This window comes from Bordetella genomosp. 11 (assembly GCF_002261215.1).
Classification (GTDB): domain Bacteria; phylum Pseudomonadota; class Gammaproteobacteria; order Burkholderiales; family Burkholderiaceae_B; genus Bordetella_C.
This window is the reverse complement of record NZ_NEVS01000004.1, coordinates 3,634,576-3,653,661: the sequence shown is the minus strand read 5'-3', so window position 1 is coordinate 3,653,661 and position 19,086 is coordinate 3,634,576. Positions and strand designations below refer to the sequence as shown.

The following is a 19,086-nucleotide window of genomic DNA, read 5'->3' as shown; positions in this document are numbered from 1 at the left end:
ATCGCGCGAGACCCTGGCGGCGGGGCGCACATGGAAACGGGCTGAAACGAAGCGGAGAGGTTGGGCATGGAATTCGCTCGCCAGAAGTCCATCTAAATGGTTAGATTGGATTACTACTCCCGGCGGTGAACCGGCGGGAGGCCTGGAGCAGCAAATGAAAAGCTTGACCTTACGAACCGCGGTCGCGGCCCTGGCACTGGCCACCGCGGCGGGCGTCGCGTCGCCGGCCATGGCCCATGGTTATTACCGTGGCGGAGGCTGGCATGGCGGCGGGTGGCATGGCTCATCCGCCGGCTGGTGGGTTGGCGGGGCGCTGGCGCTGGGCGCCGCGGGCGCCATCATCGCCGCGAATTCTGCCCCCGCCGTGGTCTACACCGCCCCGGTGTATGCCGCGCCGCCGGTGGTGTATGGCGCGCCGGTGTACCCGGCACCGGTCTACGCGCCTCCGCCGGTAGCCTATGCCGCGCCTCCCGTGTACGCGCCGCCGCCGCCCGCGCCGTCCGGGAATCTGATCGCCTATCCCGCGCGCGGCCAGAACCAGGCCCAGCAAACCCGCGACCGTAGCGAATGCCAGGGCTGGGCGATGAACCAGAGCGGCTACGACCCGGCGCATCCCAACCAATGGACCACCGGCGTGATGGTGGACTCCTATAACCGCGCCATGTCCGCCTGCATGACGGGACGGGGCTACTCCGTCAGTTGACGCGGCGCGCGCACGCGGCCGTGCGCCGTCATTCCACCTTGCCGATCTTGCGCACGGCGTCGGTCATCTTCGCGGCATCCGCGTCCCAGTATTCCTGGAATTGCGGCGCGTCCAGGTAAAGCACCGGGCTGCCCGCCTGTTGGATGGTGTCTCGCACTTTCGGATCGCGCGCGGCGGCTTCGGCCGCCGCGCGCAGCTTGCGCACGATCGGCTCGGGCGTGGCGGCCGGCACGAAGAGCCCGGACCATTGCGCGAACGTGACGTCATAGCCCAACTCCTTCAAGGTGGGCACGTCGGGCAGGGCAGCCAGCCGGCTGTCTCCCCAGGTGGCCAGCGCCCTTACCTTGCCTGCCTGGATGTATTGCAGCACCGATGCGGGGCCGGTCGATAACGCCTGCACCTGTCCGCCCAGCAGCGCTACGATGGCCGGCCCGGCGCCCCCATAGGGCACGTGCAGCACCTTGATTCCCGCGGCGCTGCGCAGCATCTCCATGGGGACGTGCATGGTGCCGTAGTTGCCTGACGATCCATAGGACAACGGCGTGGCGTCGGGCCGGCGCAGATCGTCGATGAATTCCCGGGCGGTTTTCCACGGGCTATCGGCCTTGACGACCAGGACGGTAGGGTCGGCGGTAAACCGCGCGATGGGCTTGAACTGCTTCAGCTGGTACATGGGCGCACGGCCCAGGATGCGGTCAGCTTCGGGAATGATGGAAATCGACGACAGCGCCATCAGCACGGTATAGCCGTCGGGCTCGGCCCGCGCCACCACACCCATGCCAAGTCCGCCACCCGCGCCCGCGCGGTTTTCCACCACGACCGATTGCTTCAGGGTGCGGCTCATGGCGTCCGCGACCGGGCGCGCGACGGTATCGGCGACACCGCCGGGTGGAAACGGCACGATCATGGTGATGGGTTTGGTGGGCCAGTTGTCCTGCGCGTGGCAAACCGTGGCGGCGCACAGCGCCAATGCGGCGACGGCCGCCTTGAACGTCGATCCCATTTGTCTTCTCCGATGTGTTGTTGTGTTTCTGCCGCCAAGTCTATCGCTTGCCGGGGCATTAAGGAACGCGGCAAAGCCCTTAAGGCAGCCGTCAGCGAACTCGCGCGCCGCCTGCCCGCGCCCCCTGGCGCGGTGCAATCCATAGCGCGATTGCATCGATGCCATAGCGCTAATTGTCTTTCGTGGGAACCATGCATCCCCTATCCTGTCCATCAATCAATGCCGGACAACGATGTGCCGGTACGAATGGATTCAGGAGTAGCGATATGAACGAGCTTTTCAAAGGGCTGATCGGAGCCGAACTGACCTTGCTGGGCGTGTCCAACCAGGCCCTGCCGCAAAGCGTCGCGTCCGAACCGAAGCGGGTTCTGCCGCGGATCGATGCGCGCGGCGCGACCGCGTCGCAGAGCGTCATTCAGGAAAACGACAGGCCTGCCGGCGACAAGCCCGAAGTGGAATTCCACGAAAACCACTATCGCATCGCCGCGGGTTGAGCGGCTTGCGAGCCCGTGCGCGCCGGTTTGCGCGGCGCGGGCTCAGCGCCGCGGTCCCGTCATGATGGGGCGCGCCGGCGGCTTTTCCAGGACAGTGGCATCGGGCACTTCGATACGCAGATCGGTGCGTGCCCGCCCCACGCAGGGCAGGATCCAGCCCTCTTCCATTTCTTCCGCCGTCAGGCCCGGCCTACCGCCGGGATAGGCGACTTCCCCCTCGATCAGAAAACACATGCAAGTCCGGCAGGTGCCGTTGCGGCATGAGGCCGGCAGGCGGATATCCGCGCGCGCGGCAGCCGCCACCAGGCCCTCGTCCGCGCCGGCGCCGAAGCGCCAGTCCGCCGGGACCAGCGTCACGATATAGGAAGGGCCGGGCTCGTTCGTCATGAGCCGATTCTAGGGTAAATGGACCCGGGCCCGCGCTCGCGCTACACTTTGGATTCCTGTTGGTTATGAATTGCATAACTGGAATTCATGGATTTCTCGCTCCGCGATCTCTCGTACTTCCTGGCCGTCGTTGCGCACGGGCACCTGGGACGCGCGGCATCGGCCTGCGCGGTCACGCAGCCCGCCCTGTCCAAATCGCTCCGGCGCCTGGAAGACGAAACCGGCCTGGCCCTGTTCGACAGGGGCGCGCGTGCCATACGTCCCACCTCGGCCGGCCTGGCCTTCGCGGAACACGCGCGCAAGCTCGTCAACCAGTACGAGGACGCGGTCCGCCATGCCGAAGACTTGCGTGCCGGCGACAGCGGCCTGTTGCGCCTGGGCGCGACGGCCGCGACCATGGACACCGTGGTCATGCCGGCGCTCCAGGTCTTGCTGCCCGAGCGGCCCGGCCTGCGGGTGACCCTGACCCTGGGCCTGTCCGACGAGCTGCCGGACCTGGTCGAGCGCGGCGATCTGGACCTGGCCGTCGCGCCATCGGACGGGACGCGCGGCGGTGTGCTGCGCCAGGACGCGATGGGCCACGACGTGTTGCGACTGGTCGCCGGCCGCCGCAATCCCTTGTTCCGGCGAGGCGCCATTGCGCTGGCGGATCTCGCGGACCAGCGCTGGATACTTCCCAAGCGGACGTCGGTGGCGCGCCAGCGCCTGGACGCGTCGTTCGCACGCGCCGAGCAGCCGCTGCCGCGCACCGTGCTGGAGGTCGATTTCATTTCGGCCGGCGTGTTGAAGCTGGTGGCCGGGACCGACCTGCTGACCGTCGCGCCGGCGTCATTGCTGGAAGACACCGCCGAGACCGGCGTGGCGGCGTTGCCCGTCGACGCCGCGCTGCCGCTGAAGCGCGATATCTCGCTGCTTAGCCGAAGACAGGCGGTATGGTCGCCGATGATGAAGGCGTTTCGGGCGGTGCTGAGGAACAGGTCGTGAATCGAATACGGCGCGGGGCGACGCCGCGGGGTGGACACATGAGAAAAGGGAAAGAGACATGGCGACGCACTTCCTCGACAAGGTAGACAGGGAAGGGCGCAGCGTCGCCGACTATCTGCGCGGCATCGCCCTGGCGATCGCCATGGGCATACTCGGGGCGCTGGGCGCGCACGTATTCCGCTGGTGCCTGGAACACGCATCGGCGCGCCTGTTCGGCACGGATGCGGATATCACCGAAATCTTCGGCGGCCTGCCCTGGTACGCGCGCATCGCCATTCCCACGATCGGCGGCGCCATCGCGGCGCTGTTCCTGGCGCAGGCGCAGCGCCGCGAGAAGCGCGCGGGCGTGGTCTCCGAATACCTGGAGACCATAGACGGCAAGATGGGGCATATTCCCGTGCTGCCGTCCGTGCTGCGCTGCGTATCCTCGTTCTTTTCCATTGTCTCCGGCGGCTCCATCGGCAAGGAAGGCGCCATGGTGCAACTGTCGGCGACCGCCGGCTCCGCCTTCTGCATGCGGCTGCTGCCCGGCGTGCGCGGCGCGGATTTCCGCCTTGCCGTGGCGATGGCCGCCACCGGGGGCCTGACCGCGGTGTATCACACGCCGCTTGCCGCGGCCATCTTCGTCGCGGAGATCGCCTTCGGCTCGCTCGAGCTGCGGCGCATCGGCTATCTGTTCACCGCGGCGGTCGCGTCGACGTGGATGACCAGCGTCATGGGGCAGTTCAATCCCTTGTATGACCTGCCGTCCTATCGCTTCGACGTGACCGGAAGCGCCGTGCTGGCCGTCGTCGCGCTGGGGCTGTCCGCCGGCGCGGTGGGATCGGCATTCCTGTGGATCACGCGCCTGGCGCGCAAAGTCTCCGCGCAGGCGATGCCTTCCGTGGTCGTGCGCATGAGCGTGGGCGGACTGATCGTCGGCGTGATCACGCTGGCGGCGCCGGACGTCACGGGCAACGGTTTCGCGCCGATCGCGCGCATGCTGGAAGGCCAGGCGCTGGCCACGTCGCTATTGCTGCTGCTGGCGTTGAAGATCCTGGCGACCGCGGCAACGGTGGGCTCCGGCGCCATCGGCGGCCTGTTCACGCCTTCGCTGCTGATCGGGGCGCTGGCCGGCGCCGCCTGCGCACCGGTGGCTGCCCAGGTCTTCGGCATGCAGGACAGCGTGGTGCTGCTGGGCGTGCTGGGCATGGCGGCATCGCTGGCGGCCACCACGCAGGCGCCGCTGATGTCCACGTTGATGGTCTTCGAAATGACGCGCGAACCGTCTTTCGTATTTCCGCTGATGATTGCCACCGTCGCGGCCTATGCCGTGTCCATGCTGTTCCGGCTGACCGGCACCTACGAGGTCATCGCCCGCCACCGCGCGCGCGACGAGCGCCGCAGCCGGCTGGCCGATGCGACCGCCGGCGCCATGATGCGGCCGCCCGGCCTGTTGGCGCCGGTCTCGGCCACGCTGGAGGAAGCGCTGCAGATCGGCCTGAAGCAGCGCAACCGGTTCGTGTTCCTGGTGGACGACGCGCAGCGTTTCGCCGGCGCCGTATGGGTGAACGACCTGATGGCGCGCGTGAATGCGGGCGAGGGCGGGGAGACGACCCTGGTGCGCATGGCCACGCCGGATTTCCCCGTGGTGTATGCCGGCCAGCGTCTGCTGGACGTGTGGCAGACGGTGGTGGAGTCGCCCGCCGAGCGCACGCCGGTGCTGAGCGATCGGGATGGCCGCCGGATCGTCGGCGTGCTGCAGAAAAGCGAACTGCTGAAGCAGGCGCGCAATCTGTTCGTATGATCCCCGGGCCCCGCATCGGGCCGAAGGGTTCCGCGCGTGCCGGGGACGCTTCGACGGTCTGGGCGCCATCGCCTGGATGGGCACAGCGGTTGCGCCGCCGAAGCCATATTTCGCGTCCAAGGAGACGGCAATGAAATATTGGATCCGTATAGGGGCGTCCATGCTCCTTGTGGCGGGTATGGCGGGTATGGCGGGCGCGCGCGCGGCGGAACTGGATCGCGGCGATGCGGCTTTCCTGGCGCAGGCCGCCCAGGCGGGCGCTTTCGAAATCGAGGCCAGCCAATGGGCGGTGCGGAACGGCGAGCACGACGAAGTCAAGCGGTACGCGGCCAGGATGATCGCCGACCACACGCACATGGCCAGCGAACTGAAGACGCTCGCGGACGCCAAGGGTGTCAGCCTGCCGTCCGCCTTGTCCGATAGCCAGGCGCGTACGCTCAAGGCCCTGCAGGGCGACAGTGGCGCGCGCTTCGACATGCAATACGCCGACGAGGTCGCGATCGTCGCGCACAATGAGGCGGTCAAGCTTTTCGTGGAGGCGGGAGAGCAGGCCAAGGATCCGGAGGTGAAAGCGTTCGCGCAGCAGGCCCTGCCCGGCCTGAAAGCCCACCTGGATGCCGGCATCGCGCTGCGCAAGACGCTGGCGGCCAGCGGCAAGGCCAGTCCGGAAGAAAGCCCGCCGGCGGGCGCCGCGCCCGGCACGGTATCGCCAGCGTCGCGCCATGCACCGCCCAGCCTGCTTCCCGGGGACAAGGGGGCGCCCAAGCCCTAGCGCCCCGCCGGGCCGCGGCGTTCGAAAGCATAAAAAAACGCGCCGCATAAGCGGCGCGTTTCCTTCATTCCTGTTGGCTTCGGCATCCTGTGCGGGTGCTGCCGCATCGTCCCCGTCATGGCGGTACGGCCAATTCTTCCAGCGCGCGGATTCCGTCCAGCGCAGCATCGGTAGGCGTGCGAAACACGAACTGGGATTGGATCACCTGGGGTACCGTCGTCTTACCCGTGTCGACGACTTCCACTTCCCAGCGGAAACCCCCTTGCATCGTGGGCGCCAGCCAGAGCGTCGCCCGGGAGCTGGGGGTTTCCTTCGTCAGGATCTTCATCGCATTCCAATCCCCGCCGGTATACCGGTGTCAAGCCAGGTGCGCCACGGTGGCGATCTCTTCCTTGCGCTGCTGCATCTTGCGGGCGATGTCGCGCAGGTCGACATTCAGCACCACCAGTTTGGGGAAGAGCTCGCCTTCTTCTTCTTCGATATGGTGGGCGATATATTCGCCGAGCACCGTTACGCGGGCATGGAAGAGCGGATCGTCGCCGGTCATGCCCTGGATCTGTGCAACCAGGTTGCGGGCGACACCATGCTCGACGACGGCCTTGTCCAGCAGGCGGCCGAAGGCGGCGGGGTTCTGCGCGCGCAGGAAGGGGTAAAACAGTTCTTCTTCGATCTGGGCCAGCACCGTCAGCGTCATGCAGGCCTCATGCGCGATCGCCTCGCGGATTTCCGGATCAGCGGCCTTCCCGAAATCCTTGAAGAGTTTTTTGACCGTGCGATGGTCGTCCAGCATCAGGGTCAGGGCGTCGCGCTGCGCGAGGGGGATTTCCGCCTTATTCATACCGATTCTCCTTGTACACGGGATACCGCAACGACGCGGCTGGGCACCTCACGCAAGCAGCGTGCCCGGGTTCAGCGTTTTTGGCCGGAACGGTTGTCCACGGGCGGCGCCCCCGGGGTCTGGCGGCCGGGGTCGGCCACGTCCCTGGCGTCCACGCCGGGTGGAAAAGTCTTTTCCGTCGAGGAGTTGGGATCGATAGGGCGGTTTTGCAGGGAGCGCGCGGGGGCGTCCTGGTGCGGTCCTGTGTCGGGTCGTAAAACTGCGTGATCTTGTGCATCGCCGCTGTGGTCCGTGCCCGCGCGTTCGCCCGGGCGTCTCTCTTGCTGGCGGGATGTATTCATAGGAGCCTCCTGTGACAGCTTCGGTTACGGACCCGAGTCGCAGGCGGCATGCCCGGGATGCAATGGCGCGTCGTTTTGGAAAAAATTGCCTTCCAAGATGAGTACGGTCTCCCCACTATGGGGCGGCATTGCTTCGAGGCGGCTCGTCAGCGCGGCGCGGCATCCGCGGCGGCATTGGAGGCAGGGTGCCGCGCAGCGGCCATGGCGTCGCCGGCTACCAGGCGCCGCCGCCGTTCCACCTCCGGCGGGATGCATGCGCGGTGGCGCAGCACCCAGGCCGATCCGGCCAGCGCCGCCAGGACGAGCCGGGCGGCCTCGCCGGGCCGCGCGCAGGCGCGCAATACGGTGCGGGTTTCCTGCCAGGCGCTGCGCAAGGGCAGGCGCAGCCAGGCGGTCCAGATGGCATTGCGGCTGAGCAAATGCAGCCGCCGCGGGCGATCGCGCCGGGGCGAGGGATAGTGCCAGGTGCGGATATGCGCGGCGTACAGCATGTCCCATCCCAGGGTGGCCAGGTCCAGGGTCATCAGGGACTCTTCGCCGCCGATGAAAAAACGCGGCTCGTAGCCGCCGGCCTGCAGGTAGGCTACGCGCCGTACGATACAGGCGCCCGCCATGAACCCCATCAGCCGCATGGTGCCGCCCGGCCCGGGCCCGAGGGGGCTGCGCGACATCGTCTCGCAGGTCGGGTCGATGGCGCCCGCGGGGCCGACCAGCACGCAGGCGCTGATGACGCCGGCCCGCGGCGCGGCATCCAGCAGGCGCCGCGCTTCGTCCAGCGCGCCGCTTTCCCAGCAGGTATCGTCATCGCAGAACGCGACATAGGGCGTGGCGGCCGCCGAAACGCCCAGGTTGCGTCCCGCCGCGCCGAGATTGCCGGACGCGCGTACCAACGTGATATCGGGAAACGCCGCGGCGACCGCTTGCGCCGTGCCGTCGTGCGACCCGTTGTCCACCACGATCAGCGGAACATCCGGATGGCGCCGGCGCAGCCGGGCCAGGTTGTCCAGCAGTTCGTCGCGGCGCTCGTGGGTCAGCACGACCACCGACACCGCGGGCGATCCGGCGGCGGTCACGATGGCGAGACCCCCGATTCGGGCGCCTGCTTGACGGACTCGCTCAATAGCCAATAGCGCTCCGGCGCGGTCGTATCGCCTTCGTTCCTGGTAATGCCCAGTTCGGCCATCTGGCTGGCGTAGGCCGCCATCGCGGTGGCCTTGCGATGCGTGTTCGTATTGCGGAAAGCGACCGGCGTGAGACAGACGCCGCGTGTGTAGAACTGCACCAGCCGCCCCTGCAACAGCCCCGGCTTGTTGCGATAAAGGGCGTCCTCGTAGGCCACCCAGCGCCGGTCCTGCCTGCCGGCGAACAAGGCCAGGGCAGCGTCCGAGGCCAGGATGTGGTCGCGGTGGAAAAGTCCCAGCGGAAACAGCACGGTGCGGGCGCCGGCTTTCTCGAGTATTCCCTGCACCGCGTGCGCGATCTTGTCCACCTTGGGCGGGGTGCGGCCCATGGCGCGGACATACTGGTCGTCCAGGAAGGGCAGCCTTGCCGGCTGCGCTTTCAGCAGGTGCAGCGCCTTGTCGTCCTCTCCCAGGCGCCACGTCATGGCAGCCTGGCCGTCGCCGAACCCGCAACGCCGGTCCCATTCCGTCACGGGTACCGCGGCCTCGGGCACGCCGGCGAACACGGTGATTACCGTGCTGCCCGGCGCGCCGGCCAGCAGGGCGCCGCAGCCGGCCACGGCGTCGTCCAGATGCGGCGATATCGCCACGATCGTTCCCGGTTCATCGATGGATTGCACTTCTGTCTCCTCGCGGGCACGCGCGGGCAGCGCGCCCTTTCCATGTTGCGGCGGCGCCTACATGGATACATCCGCGCGCGCCGGCGCCCGCACGATATCGGCATTCACGAACTGGCTGAAGTAGCGGATAGTGTGTCGCAGCCCCTCGTCCACCCCTACGCGCGGCGCCCAGCCCAGCTCGCGCGCGGCCAGGCCGATGTCCGGGCAGCGCTGTGTCGGGTCGTCGGGCGGCAGCGGATGGAAAACCAGCGGGACATCGGTACCGGCCAGGCGCTGGATGCGGTGGGCGATGTCCAGTACGGTCAGTTCCTGCGGGTTGCCCAGGTTGATGGGGCCGGTCACATCCTCCGGGCTTTCCATCAGGCGTTCCAGGGCATCCACCATATCGTCCACGTAGCAGAAGGCGCGGGTCTGGCTGCCATCGCCGTAGATGGTGATGGCCTCGCCCTGCAGGGCCTGCAGGATGAAGTTGGAGACGATACGGCCGTCGTTCGGTGCCATGCTGGGTCCGTAGGTGTTGAAAATACGCGCGATCTTTATCTTCACGCCATACACGCGCGCGTAGTCATGGAACAGCGTTTCGGCGCAGCGCTTGCCTTCGTCATAGCAGGAGCGCACCCCGATGGGATTGACGTGGCCCCAATAGTTTTCGCGCTGCGGATGGACCTGCGGGTCTCCATAGACCTCGCTGGTGGATGCCTGCAGGATACGCGCACCGGTCCTGCGCGCCAACTCCAGCATATTCATCGCGCCCAGGAAACAGGTGCGCAGCGTGTGCACGGGTTGGGTCTGGTAATGAATGGGCGATGCGGGGCAGGCCAGGTTGTAGATGCGATCGACCTGTGCCTCGAAAGGCTCGACCACGTCGTGCGTGACCAGGGTGAAGCGCGGATTGTTCTTCAGGGGCTCGACGTGTTGCACCTGGCCGGTATGGAAATTGTCCAGGCAAAGCACGGTGTGGCCTTTGTCGAGCAGCCGCGCGCACAGATGAGAGCCGATGAAACCGGCGCCGCCCGAAACGAGCACGCGCAAGGGACGAGGAAAAGCCTGGATCATTGCATATCTCCCATAAGCCTCTGGAACAGGGCAGTCCAATCCCCCACGAAGCGGTCCATGCCGTAGCGCGCGAGCGCCGTCTTCCTTGCCTCGGCCCCCCAGGTGGCCGCCAGGCGCGGGTCGTCTATCAGCGCTTTCATCGCGTCGACGAGGCGGTCCGGATCCGTATCGATATAGCCGTTGCGTCCATTGACGATGACGCGGGCGAGTTCGGTTGCGGCGAAGCCGACCACGGGCAGGCCCGCCATCATGGCTTCTATCAATGCGAGCCCCAGGCTGGTATAGCGGATGGGGCTGTAGAAAAAGCGGTAGCGCGAGACGAATGGGCCGACTTCCATGTTGGGTATCTCGCCCAGGCCGCCCATGGATTCCGAATCCATTCCGATCAGGTCCAGCGGCACCCGCTCGCGGGCCTGCTCGAACAGGTCGGCGCCCATGCGCCGGCCGCGCCGGCGCAGATGATTGATCACGGCGATACCGCGCGCCACGCGCGCCTGTTCCGACGCCGGCCGCGGCATGGGGACGCCGTGCTCGATAACGGCGGTACGCATGCGGCCGTTGTTCCAGGCAGCGCGGTTGTAGTGCGTGACGTGGACCAGGATGCCGCGCTCGTGCTCGAACCCGTGCGCGGTATCGGTGGGATGCGGAAGCGGCGGGTCATGTTCGATATAGGCACAGGGAAGCGCGAGTTGCCTGGGTGACAGGAGCCGTTCGCGTTCCTCGTAAGTGGCGCGCGACTGGTAGACGACACAATCGAAATCGAGCTCGCGCAGCGCGTCGGCCGCCACTTCGCGTACATGGGGACCCCAGGGAATCCGATTGCCCAGCGCGCCGTAGCCCGGCGGGTTTCCCTCGCGTACCGGAATCAGGAATTCGTGCGGGACGCGGGTCAGCGAATACAGGTAGTTGCCGTGCACGTGCCAGGTCAGAACGCGCAGCGGACGCGATGCGATTGCGCTAGGCGGCATGTCTGTTCCCTTCTTCCGTGGCATGCGCGGGCCCGCCGGCGGCCGCCCGCGCGGCGCAGGCTGCGCGACGGCCATCCTCCAGCTTCGCGGCGATGGCGCGCAGCACGGTGTCGACCGACACGTTGGACGCGCAGACATGGCCGATCGGACATTCGTCATAGGCGCAGGGGCGGCAGGGTGGATAGTCCGCGATGACGACATGGCGGGCGCGATCCAGCGGCGCCCAGCGGCGGGTATCGCTGCCGCAGGCCACCACGACGCTGGGCGTGCCCGTCGCGGCGGCGATATGGGATACGCCGGTGTCGTTGCATACCAGCATGGGCGCGCGCGCGAGCAAGGCCGCCAGTCCGCCCAGCGACGTGCGGCCGGTCAAGTCGATGGCGGCCGGACCGGCCGCATCGACCACCGGCGCCGTCAGGGCGGCTTCGCTGTCGCTGCCCGTGACGGCGATCCGCCATCCCTGGCCCGACAAGGCCGCCGCGATGCGCGCATACCGTTCGGCCGGCCAGCGGCGCGAACGCAGGCGCGCGCCGGGATGGATGAAGAGGGTGCGCTCCGGCTCGAATCCGTATCGCGCCGCCAGCTGGCAGGCTTCGTCGCGGTCTTCCGGCGACAGCGGCAGCTCCAGCGCGTCGCTGTCCACCGGCACGCCCAGGAAACGCATCAGGGCCGTGTAGCGCCGAGGCTCGGGAAGATCGTCGGGCCAAGGCATCAGGCGGCCTGGGTGCGCCATGGGCGGGTGCGGCACGAAGCCGGCGTGGGCTTCGGCGCCCAGCGCGCGCACGATGGGCAGGGACAAGGTCCCGCTGCCGTGCATTTGCAGCGCCAGGTCGAAGCGCCGCGCGCGGGCCTCGCGATAGAAAGCCGGCAGGGCGTCGGGACGCGCGGTTTGCTCCGGAAATTCCGGAATGCCGGGAAAGGGCAGCAGCTCGTCGATATAGCGATGGAAGCGGCGCGCGAAGGGGCCGGCGTTGTCCAGCCCGATCAGGGTGATGTGCGCCTGCGGGCAATGCCGCCGCAGGGCGCGCAGGGCCGGGATCGCGCACAGCATGTCGCCCAGTTGCAGGGCACGGAATATCGCGATGCGGCGCGGCCGCGGATGCCACAGCGCGTCCATCATGGGAACCCCGCCCGGTAGCGCAGGGATCCGACAATGCGCCAGAAAATCGACAGCGGCGGGATCGCGGCGGAGGTCATGACGACCTCGGCGATGTGGTCGGGCGTGCGCCGCGTCCCGCGCAGCCTGCGCAGGCTGAACCAGCCGGTCAGCGCCGCCCAGGCGGCCAGCGCGGCGACCGCCGCGGTCGTCAGGCCGGCCGCCAGGGTGGCCAGCGCCAGCAGCAGCAGGGCGGTGACGGACAGGTAGAACCACGGCGGGTGCGGGCGGATGCGTTCGCGGTACAGGCGCGGGTGTTTCTTGTAAAGCAGCGTGTCGAACACGATCTTGCGTTGCATGCCGATGCCGGCGCCGAAGCTGCCGGGGCGGATCGGATGCACGACGATGGCCTGGGGTGCCCGCTCGATGCGCAGCCCCTGTTCCATCAGCGAGAAGTGCAGATCGGAATCCTCGCGCCAGGCCAGCCGGAAGCGCGGGTCGAAGCCGCCGACTTTTTCCAGCGCTTCGCGGCGCAGGAACACGTTGGCGGTGGCGAACTCGGCGTCCTGCAGCCGGGCGGCGTCCATTTCGTAGTCGGTGGGATGGGGCGGCAGCGGCATGACGATACGGCCCGATAGCGCGTCCACGTCAGGCGTGAGGGCGGCCAGGCCGGCGGCCAGCCAGGTGGGATCGGGCACTGTATCGTCGTCGGTGAACGCGATGACGTCGGCCCGCGCCTGTTGCCATCCGGCGTTGCGCGCGCCCGCCGGTCCTTGCGTGGCGGTTACCGGGATGTAGCGTAGGGCCGGTCCGCCGGCCACGGGCGTCAGCCGGCTTACCGTCCGGCGCGCCGCCTCGCTGGGGCCGTCGTCGCAAACAATGATCTCGTAGTCGTTCGCCGGCAAGGTCTGGCGCAGCAGCGCGCCCAGGCAGCGCTGCAACAGGTCGGGCCGGCGGTAGGTGGGAACCACCACGGAAATCCGGGGGCGGGACTCGGCTCTCATCGATTCATCCTGTTCCGTGATCCAAGTGCTTCAAACCGGTTTCTCGACGACATAGCTGCCGATCACCAGCGCATCCAGCGGCGAAGTCCAGAACGATTCCAGTGCATCGCGCGGCGTGCATACCACGGGCAGGCCCCGTGTATTGAAAGAGGTATTCACCAGCACCGGCACGCCGGTGCGCCGCTCGAAGGCGGCCAGCAGGTCGTAGTACAGGGCATGCTGGTCGCGGCGCACCGTCTGTACGCGGGCGGTGCCGTCGATATGGCGGACCGCCGGGATCTGTCGTTCGCGGTGCGCCAGCACGTCGTAGACGAACAGCATGAACGGCGCGCAAATGCCGGCGTCGCCGCGCGCGTCGAACCACTCGTGCGCGCGCTCCTCCATCACGACGGGGGCGACCGGGCGAAAATCCTCGCGGTCCTTCAGCCCGTTCAGCCTGGCCTGCATGGCGGTGTCCAGTGGCGATGCCAATATGGAACGCGCGCCCAGCGCGCGCGGGCCGAATTCCATGCGCCCCTGGAACCAGCCCAGGATCTTCTCCTGCGCCAGCAGTTCGGCCGCTTCTTCCGCCACATTGTCCAGGCGCCGGTAGGCGAGGCGCGAGCGGTCAAGCAGGCGTTCGATCTCGTCGTCGGCGTACTCGGGGCCCAGGTAGGCGTGCTGCATGGTCCAGTGGCGCGGCGGCGACTCGCGCCGTTCATAGTCCACCCACAAGGCCGCGCCCAGCGATGTGCCGGCATCGCCGGCCGCGGGCTGGACCCATACCGTTTCGAAAGGGCTTTCCGCGGCGATGCGCGCATTCATGACGCAATTCAGCGCGACGCCGCCGGCCATGCTCAGATGCCGGGCGCCCGTCTGTTCGTGCAGCCAGCGGGCCATGTGCAGGGCGGTTTCCTCCAGCACTTTCTGCAGCGAATGCGCGATGTCCATATGCCGCTCCTCGAAGGGCGCGCCGTACTTGCGCGCCGGCCCGAAGCGCGCGACCAGATTCACCGGTTCGATGACGTAACCGCCTTCCTTGTCCAGGCGCACGATGTCACGGAACACGTCCACGTGCCCGGGCTTGCCGTAGGAGGCCAGCGCCATGACCTTGTACTCGTCGGACGAGCGCAGGAAGCCCAGGTACTCCGTGACGTCCTCGTACAACAGGCCCAGCGAATTCGGCAGATCGATCTGCCGCAGGCGGCGGTAGCGTCCGTTCGTGAAATGGCCGTAGCTGGTGGTCGCGCGCTCGCCGCGGCCATCCATGGTCAGCACGGCGCACTCCTCGCAGGGCGCCGCCAGGAAGGCGCTGGCCTCGTGGGAAAGGTGATGCTCGATGAATTGCCAGCGGCTTTGCAACTGCTCCAGCGTCAGGCCCTCGAAGCGCTTGCGCAGATAGTGCGGCGCGCCGCCGATCAGCTGGCGCGGCGCATTGACGATATACGACAGGAACAGCGGGTCCCAGGGCGATTGTCCGTCCGGGCCGCGCGGCTGGCGGGACGGCTCCAGCGGGAGGGAAATGGTTTCGGGCAGGCTGCGCAATCCGACCAGCAACGTGGGGTCGAAGGAATAGGCCACATGGTCCACATCGGCCAGGGAGATCCCGGCATGGCCCAGGCAATAGTCGATGGCGTGATACGGCAGTTGCCAGGCCGTGAACGGCACCGGCCGCTTGCCGTGCTTGACGCGGGTGAAGCGTTCCTCTTCCGCCGCCGCCAGCACTTCGCCATCGCGGACCAGCGTGGCGGAGCAATCGTGAAACGCGGCGTTGATGCCCAGTGTGTACATGACGTTGTCCTTTTCGACGCTTGTTTTCCTTGCGGATGCATGCGGACGCTGCCGCGGGGTGCCTGCGCGCTGGCGCGCGGCCCGCCCGCGTCTACGCCGCCTCGATCATGATCGGCTGCCGTGCCGGCGCCTGGCTCTCCAGCAATTCGAAGGCGGCCTGGGCTACCTGCGCCGGGTCGACCGCGCTCAGGCAGGCGTGGTGACCCAGCGGGCAGACACTGCGATAGCAGTATTTGCACGGCACGTCCCGGTACAGCAGCCGGTGCGGTACCTGCCATGGCGTGTGCTGAGGGTTGGTCAATGCATACAGGTCCACCACGGGCGTACCCAGGGCCGCGGCGATATGGACGGGCCCGCTGTTGTTCGATACCAGCAGGCCGGCGCGCGCCACCAGGGCGCCGAACTGCCCCAGCGTGAGCGCCCCCGCCAGGTTCACCAGCCTGTCCGGGTCGCAGCTGCGCGCCACGACTTCATCCACCAGTGCCCGTTCGTCCGGCGAGCCGGTCAGCATCACGCATACGCCCGCGCCAGCCAGCATGTCGATCGCCTGCGCGAACAGTGTCGCTGGATAACGGCGCGACTCGGCGGTCGCGCCGCAATGCGCCAGCACCCAGCCCTGGGGCAGGGCAATGCCGCGCGCGCGCAGTATCGCGTCCAGCGCGTGCCCGTCGGCGTCGGCGACGCGGAAGGAAAGGCGCGTGTCCGGGGTGCTCGCGCCTACCGTCGCCACCAGGTCGAGCTGCCGCTGTACCTCGTGGCGCGGCTCCGGCAAGGGTTCGACTTCGCGCACCCAATCGCTGACCAGGTGATAGGGGTTCTCGCGGCTATAGGCGAGCACCCGCGGTATGCCGGCCGCGTGGCACATCAGGGCCGCGGGCAGCGCGCTCTGGCTGTAGACGGTAAATATCACGGCCGCGTCGAAACCGCCGCCGCGCAGCCGCTCGACGGTCGCGCGGTAGGTGTCCGGCGGACTCGCGGCGTTCTTGACCCATGCGGCCTCGTACACGATCGTTTCGTCGACCTCCGGCACGTGCGCCGCGATGGCGGCCCCGGCGCGCGAGGCCAGCAGCGTAAGGCGGCGGTCGGGCCGGGCATCCTTCAGGGCGCGCAGCGCGGGTGTCGTCATCAGCACGTCGCCCATGTTGTCCAGGCGGACGCAGAGTATGTTGCGCGCCTCGTCCCAGGCCGCGGACGCCGTCGCGGCGGACCGCGCGTTATCCGGGGCGCTGGGAGCGGGCAGGGTCGCTACCGTGGAAGAGAGGCGATCGGTCATGCGGATTCCTTGCCCAGCATGGGGATGCGACGCAGTTTCCGCGCGATCAGGCGCGCGGCCATGAACAGATCCGGCACGACCTCGTCGGGCGTGCGCCATCGTCCCGGTTGCCATTCGGTCTCGTGCCCGTTGTCCAGCAGCACGGTGTGGCAGCCGGCGCGCGTGCCGGCCTCGACGTCATTCAGGATGTCGCCCACGAACCAGGACGCGCGCAGGTCTACGCCGTGATCGGCCGCTGCCCGCCGCAGCAGGCCCGGCATGGGCTTGCGGCACACGCAGGACACGGAATAGGCCGGGCGCGTGCCCTGGGGATGGTGCGGGCAGTAGTAGAAGCCCGCGAGCTGCGCGCCCTGGCTGCGGAACATGACGCTCAGGCGCCGCCGCACCGCGGTCAGCGCCGCTTCGTCGAAGCGGCCGAGCGCGACACCGGGCTGGTTGCTGATGACGATCAGCGGATGGCCCAGCTGCCCCATCATCGCGATGCCTTCGCGCGCGCCCGGGGCCCAGGCCATCCGGGCGGGATCCACGTTGTAAGGGACATCGTCCAGCAGGGTGCCGTCCTTGTCGAGAAAGATCGCGGGCTTCATCATGGCCATGAGGTCTCGCGCATGGGTAGCACCATGACCTCCGGGATGACGGTTTCCGCGGGCTGGGTAAGCAGGAAGCGGACGGTGCGTGCCACATTGGCGGGATCCTGCAGCGTGTCCGTATCGATATCGGGGAAGCGGTCCAGCAGGAACGGCGTGCGCATGCCGCCCGCGATGACGGCCGATACCTTGATCCCCTTGGGACGAAGTTCCGCGTGCAGGGCATGCGACAGGCCCAGCAAGCCCCACTTGGTCGCGTGGTAGACGGATGCGTTGGGCCAGGCGCGGCGCGCCGCGGTGGATGCGATGTTGACGATGTGGCCGCCCTTGTTCAGGTGGGCCAGGCCATACTTGCAGATCAGGAAGGGGCCGGTCAGGTTGGTGCGCACCACGCGCTCCCAATCGGCGACCCGCAGTTCTTCCAGCGGCGCGGTGACGTCCACGCCGGCGTTGTTGATCAGGATGTCCAATCGGCCATGCCTTTCCGCGGTCTGGCGCAGCGCATCGCGCACCTGTTCCTCGTTGCCCACATCCAGGTGCAAGGCGTCGCCGCGCTTTTCGGGTAGCGCTTGCGCCACGCCTTGCGCGGCGCGCTCGTCGTAGTCCGCGACCACCACGCGCACGCCGTCCTCCGCCAAGGCCTGGCAGATGGCCTTGCCCAGGCCGCTGCCGCCGCCGGTAACGATGGCCACGCGGCCGGACAGTGACAATGAATCGGTTTCACGCATTCAGGCTGCTCCTCAGGCAATGGCGCGCGCGGTGTCCACGGGCGCGGGAACGGCATCCGGCAGGGTCGCCGGGGCCATGATTTCTTCGAAGATATCCAGCAGCTGGCGGCTGACGCGGTCCCAGGTAAAGTGGCGGCGCGCGCGTTGCAGCCCCGCTTCGCCCATGCGATGGCGCAGCAGGCTGTTGTTTGCCAGCAGCGCCAGGCGATCGGCCAGGGCATCCGGGTCCTTGGGGGGTACCAGCCAGCCCGTTTCGCCGTCGCGCACCGAATACCGGATGCCGCCGGTATCGGCGCCGACCACCGGCCGGGCACATGCCATGGCTTCCAGCGGCGTGATGCCGAAGGGCTCGTACCACGGTGTGGTCACGAAGACATCGCTGGCGCAGTAGTACGCGCGCAGTTGCAGGCGATCGCGCCGGCCGGTGAACTCGACATGCGGCAGCACGCCTTCTTCGCGCGCGACCGCGCGCAGCCTGGCCAGTTCGGGCGTCGCGGATTCCGACGGCGTCGCGCTATTGCCGCCGACCACGCATAATCGCGCATCCACGCCGTACCGGTGGCGCAGCCTGCCCAGGGCGCGTATGACGTTGTCCACGCCCTTGCGCGGCACCATGCGGCCCAGTTGCAATAGCGTGAATCGGTTGTCGTTCCACCCCAGCTCGGCCCGCGCGCGCGCCCGGTCCATCGGCAGCATCTCGACGGGATCGTAGCCGCACGGGACGATCGATATGCGACCGGGGTCGGCGCCATACAGCTCCATCATGTCCTGCTTGTCCTGCGGGCATTCCGCGATGACGCGATCGGCGCGGGCGATGATGTCGTCCTCGATATCGAAGCGGCTCTCGGGGAACAGATCGGCTTCTTTCTGGAACTTGCGGCGGACGCGTCCAAGCGCATGGAAAGTCACCGCGAGCGGAATGCCGCAGGCGCGCGCGGCCGGCATCGCGGCCAGCGCCGACATGAAGAAGTTGGCATGCACGATGTCGTAGCGCGGCGGCTGGCCGGAGAAATAGCGCAGCAGGAAATCGCCGAAGGCGGCCATGTGGGGCAGCAGCTGTTCCTTGGGGATATGCCGCGCCGGGCCCGCGGGAACGTGGATCACCCGCACCCCGTCTTCCCATGCGACCTCGGCGGGCAGGTGCCTGCTATCCGCGCGCGTGAAGACATCGACGAGATGGCCCTGGCGGGCGAAGTGCCGCGCGATCTGCGCGACATAGATGTTCTGTCCTCCGCTGTCGACGCTGCCGGCCAGCGCCAACGGCGATGCGTGTTCACTGACGATGGCGATTCGTCGCATAGTTCTCTCCATACCGGTCGATGTGTCAGGCCGCTGAATCGAGAACCTAGCCACTTGCCGCGCGTGTCGCGGGTGTGTTGACTCATCCTCTGCTCGGGCAGCCTTGAACTGCAAGCACCGTGCCGATATATCGCATCGCGTGTAACGGTTCTCGTGTAACGGCTCTCGGATGAGAAGGCTGCTCTTCGCTGTCTTC

20 protein-coding genes are annotated in these 19,086 nt (G+C 67.9%); 5 read left to right on the top strand and 15 right to left on the bottom strand.

What is annotated here, in order from left to right; all coding sequences use genetic code 11:
• The first annotated feature begins 154 nt into the window (after positions 1–154).
• Entirely contained in the window at positions 155–703 is a 549-nt protein-coding gene (locus CAL28_RS24065) for a hypothetical protein (RefSeq protein WP_094843677.1), read from the top strand.
• Positions 704–731: 28 nt separating this feature from the next.
• On the opposite strand, the gene CAL28_RS24060 is transcribed toward CAL28_RS24065, so the two are convergent.
• Positions 732–1,706 carry a tripartite tricarboxylate transporter substrate binding protein gene (locus CAL28_RS24060; protein ID WP_094843676.1) on the bottom strand — a complete coding sequence of 325 codons (975 nt, stop codon included), beginning with the start codon at positions 1,704–1,706 and terminating at the stop codon, positions 732–734.
• 266 nt (positions 1,707–1,972) lie between these two features.
• Between CAL28_RS24060 and CAL28_RS24055 the strand changes: the two genes are divergently transcribed.
• Positions 1,973–2,200 carry a hypothetical protein gene (locus CAL28_RS24055; protein WP_094843675.1) on the top strand — a complete coding sequence of 76 codons (228 nt, stop codon included), beginning with the start codon at positions 1,973–1,975 and terminating at the stop codon, positions 2,198–2,200.
• 42 nt (positions 2,201–2,242) lie between these two features.
• Here the strand turns inward: CAL28_RS24055 and CAL28_RS24050 are convergent, their stop codons facing one another.
• Complete coding sequence (locus tag CAL28_RS24050; RefSeq protein WP_094843674.1) at positions 2,243–2,587, bottom strand: 2Fe-2S iron-sulfur cluster-binding protein; 345 nt, start codon at positions 2,585–2,587, stop codon at positions 2,243–2,245.
• An 87-nt stretch (positions 2,588–2,674) separates the two neighbouring features.
• Here CAL28_RS24050 and CAL28_RS24045 point away from each other — a divergent pair, with 87 nt between their 5' ends.
• The 3 genes from CAL28_RS24045 (at position 2,675) to CAL28_RS24035 (ending at position 6,129) form a co-directional block, all read left to right on the top strand.
• Positions 2,675–3,571 (top strand): LysR family transcriptional regulator, encoded by an 897-nt coding sequence (locus tag CAL28_RS24045; protein WP_094843673.1) that lies wholly within the window; start codon positions 2,675–2,677, stop codon positions 3,569–3,571.
• Positions 3,572–3,629: 58 nt separating this feature from the next.
• Positions 3,630–5,357 carry a chloride channel protein gene (locus CAL28_RS24040; protein ID WP_094843672.1) on the top strand — a complete coding sequence of 576 codons (1,728 nt, stop codon included), beginning with the start codon at positions 3,630–3,632 and terminating at the stop codon, positions 5,355–5,357.
• Positions 5,358–5,487: 130 nt separating this feature from the next.
• Positions 5,488–6,129, top strand: coding sequence for a DUF4142 domain-containing protein (locus tag CAL28_RS24035; RefSeq protein WP_176464093.1), 642 nt, complete (start codon positions 5,488–5,490; stop codon positions 6,127–6,129).
• A gap of 115 nt (positions 6,130–6,244) precedes the next feature.
• On the opposite strand, the gene CAL28_RS24030 is transcribed toward CAL28_RS24035, so the two are convergent.
• From CAL28_RS24030 to CAL28_RS23970, 13 genes are all read right to left on the bottom strand, one after another.
• Entirely contained in the window at positions 6,245–6,457 is a 213-nt protein-coding gene (locus CAL28_RS24030) for a hypothetical protein (protein WP_094843670.1), read from the bottom strand.
• A gap of 30 nt (positions 6,458–6,487) precedes the next feature.
• A complete protein-coding gene (locus CAL28_RS24025) occupies positions 6,488–6,967 on the bottom strand; it encodes a hemerythrin domain-containing protein (protein WP_094843669.1) in 480 nt (159 codons plus the stop codon).
• Positions 6,968–7,454: 487 nt separating this feature from the next.
• Positions 7,455–8,381: a glycosyltransferase family 2 protein gene (locus CAL28_RS29845; RefSeq protein WP_176464092.1), complete on the bottom strand. Its 927-nt coding sequence runs from the start codon at positions 8,379–8,381 to the stop codon at positions 7,455–7,457.
• Positions 8,378–9,109, bottom strand: a complete 732-nt coding sequence (locus tag CAL28_RS24015) for a PIG-L deacetylase family protein (RefSeq protein WP_176464091.1) — start codon at positions 9,107–9,109, stop codon at positions 8,378–8,380. The genes CAL28_RS29845 and CAL28_RS24015 overlap by 4 nt, the downstream gene beginning before the upstream one ends.
• A 57-nt stretch (positions 9,110–9,166) precedes the next feature.
• Positions 9,167–10,165, bottom strand: coding sequence for a UDP-glucuronic acid decarboxylase family protein (locus CAL28_RS24010; protein WP_094843667.1), 999 nt, complete (start codon positions 10,163–10,165; stop codon positions 9,167–9,169).
• Positions 10,162–11,118: a glycosyltransferase family 4 protein gene (locus tag CAL28_RS24005; RefSeq protein WP_176464164.1), complete on the bottom strand. Its 957-nt coding sequence runs from the start codon at positions 11,116–11,118 to the stop codon at positions 10,162–10,164. Before CAL28_RS24005 ends, CAL28_RS24010 begins: the two co-directional genes overlap by 4 nt.
• A 4-nt stretch (positions 11,119–11,122) precedes the next feature.
• A complete protein-coding gene (locus CAL28_RS24000; protein WP_254926215.1) occupies positions 11,123–12,253 on the bottom strand; it encodes a glycosyltransferase family 9 protein in 1,131 nt (376 codons plus the stop codon).
• On the bottom strand, positions 12,250–13,233 hold the full coding sequence (locus CAL28_RS23995) for a glycosyltransferase family 2 protein (RefSeq protein WP_094843664.1): 984 nt from the start codon (positions 13,231–13,233) through the stop codon (positions 12,250–12,252). The genes CAL28_RS24000 and CAL28_RS23995 overlap by 4 nt, the downstream gene beginning before the upstream one ends.
• Before the next feature lie 30 nt (positions 13,234–13,263).
• Entirely contained in the window at positions 13,264–15,003 is a 1,740-nt protein-coding gene (locus CAL28_RS23990; protein ID WP_094843663.1) for a carbamoyltransferase family protein, read from the bottom strand.
• A gap of 91 nt (positions 15,004–15,094) precedes the next feature.
• Positions 15,095–16,276: a glycosyltransferase family 9 protein gene (locus tag CAL28_RS23985; RefSeq protein ID WP_094843662.1), complete on the bottom strand. Its 1,182-nt coding sequence runs from the start codon at positions 16,274–16,276 to the stop codon at positions 15,095–15,097.
• Positions 16,273–16,872, bottom strand: a complete 600-nt coding sequence (locus CAL28_RS23980; protein ID WP_094843661.1) for a D-glycero-alpha-D-manno-heptose-1,7-bisphosphate 7-phosphatase — start codon at positions 16,870–16,872, stop codon at positions 16,273–16,275. Before CAL28_RS23980 ends, CAL28_RS23985 begins: the two co-directional genes overlap by 4 nt.
• Entirely contained in the window at positions 16,863–17,591 is a 729-nt protein-coding gene (locus CAL28_RS23975; RefSeq protein WP_094843660.1) for an SDR family oxidoreductase, read from the bottom strand. Before CAL28_RS23975 ends, CAL28_RS23980 begins: the two co-directional genes overlap by 10 nt.
• Positions 17,592–17,603: 12 nt before the next feature.
• The gene (locus CAL28_RS23970; RefSeq protein WP_094843659.1) at positions 17,604–18,890 is read right to left on the bottom strand and encodes a glycosyltransferase; all 1,287 of its coding nucleotides are present in this window, start codon (positions 18,888–18,890) and stop codon (positions 17,604–17,606) included.
• Positions 18,891–19,086: the final 196 nt, after the last annotated feature.